The sequence below is a fragment of the Mucilaginibacter glaciei genome (assembly GCF_014773245.1).
Classification (GTDB): Bacteria; Bacteroidota; Bacteroidia; order Sphingobacteriales; family Sphingobacteriaceae; genus Mucilaginibacter; species Mucilaginibacter glaciei.
The window spans coordinates 1-1,362 of the sequence record NZ_JACWMX010000019.1; the positions used below are offsets into that span (position 1 = coordinate 1).

At 43.1% G+C, this 1,362-nt stretch carries 1 protein-coding gene; it reads right to left on the reverse strand.

Going from position 1 to position 1,362, the window contains the following annotated elements; all coding sequences use genetic code 11:
- Positions 1 to 53: 53 nt before the first annotated feature.
- Positions 54 to 1,277, reverse strand: coding sequence for an IS110-like element ISL4 family transposase (locus IDJ76_RS20705; RefSeq protein WP_191166288.1), 1,224 nt, complete (start codon positions 1,275 to 1,277; stop codon positions 54 to 56).
- Positions 1,278 to 1,362 lie beyond the last annotated feature (85 nt).

Sequence of the window (1,362 nt, forward strand, 5' to 3'; positions counted from 1 at the left end):
CACCTTCTGTAATTTCAAAAAAGAGGCTGTTATAATATCTATTGGATCAATTTTTATGACAAAAGTCTTTGGTTATGTTTGGCTACGTCATAGCTATACAATTGATCATTCTTAATTAAAGCGAAGATCGTCCGTAATAATTTATGGATCGATGCGATAGCGGCCTTCTTGTGACTTGCAGTCTCAGAAGACCGTTTTCGTTTCTCGTAATAATCCGCAATATGACAAGGGTTTCCCGCTTTCTTAGCCGACTGAATTTGGTTTATGGCCAAGTACAGCACCTTTCTGCCAATAGCTGTCCCACGCTTTGAAATTGACAAGTGGGCCGTGAGATTGCCAGATTCATAAACTTGAGGATCAACACCAACGAAGGCATTTAATTGGCTAGGGTTGTTAAAACGTCTGATATCCCCAAGCTCACTAATGATTCTTAGAGCAGTGTTTTCGCCGATGCCTGGAATGCTTGTGAGGATCTCCAGATCCCGTTTAGGAGCTAGCTTTGCCATCTCCTGTAAAGCAGTCTGGCACTCTTCTTCAGCGCTCAGAATGTTGTTAATTGCCATTTTGAGGCCACGGACATGAGCACTGTTCTTTTTGACCGCTGGGCATGCGACTTTAGCCAAACGAATAAGGCTTTGCGTTATGTCATTAGCGCGCTTTTTACCAATACCAGATAAGCCTTTTAAGAAGTCGATGATATCGGCTTCTTTTGTTTCTAGTACGATATCTGGATGTGGGAATCTGAGAGCAATACTCCAGTAGTTTTTCCCTCTTGGATTAGCCAGTAAGTGTTCAATCTCTGGGAAAGTGAGCTGAACTGCTTTGTGCAGTCTATTCTTGTTGGTTATCAGATCGTGCGAAGCCTGCTCATAGATGCGGTTATTGGCCATCAATTCTTGATATTCTTTGCTTTGAACGTAGGCCAGCCGTTGCGGGTGCTCAGACTGCAGCTTGGCAAGATACAAGGCATCAAGCTTATCGGTCTTGTTCTGGTGCAGGTCATCCTTTGTCTTTCTTTTGGCTTCTAGCGGATTCATCATGACATAGCGCAATTCGTGCATGTCCAAGAACGCCTGGAGTCTTCTGGAATAGACGCCAGTTGCTTCAAAGATAATCTGCGGTTTAGTAACCTGCTTAAGGTCACCTAGCAGCCGATTGAAGCCTACCATATCGTTGGAGATGGCATAGTCATTAACTTTTTGGCCATTGACCATAATGCATACGTTAGACTTCCGGCTGCTAACATCAATACCGAAAACAGTTTTCAATAAATCCATAAGAATAAACCTCCGCTTTGCTTGGAGATGAGCTGCCTTCACCCAATTCAATCAGATCTAATTTTCTCAACAGGACTTTAACAGT

Coding starts and splice junctions, on each gene's coding strand:
- IDJ76_RS20705 (WP_191166288.1), bottom strand. CDS start 1,277: ATGGATTTATTGAAAACTGTTTTCGGTATTGATGTTAGCAGCCGGAAG.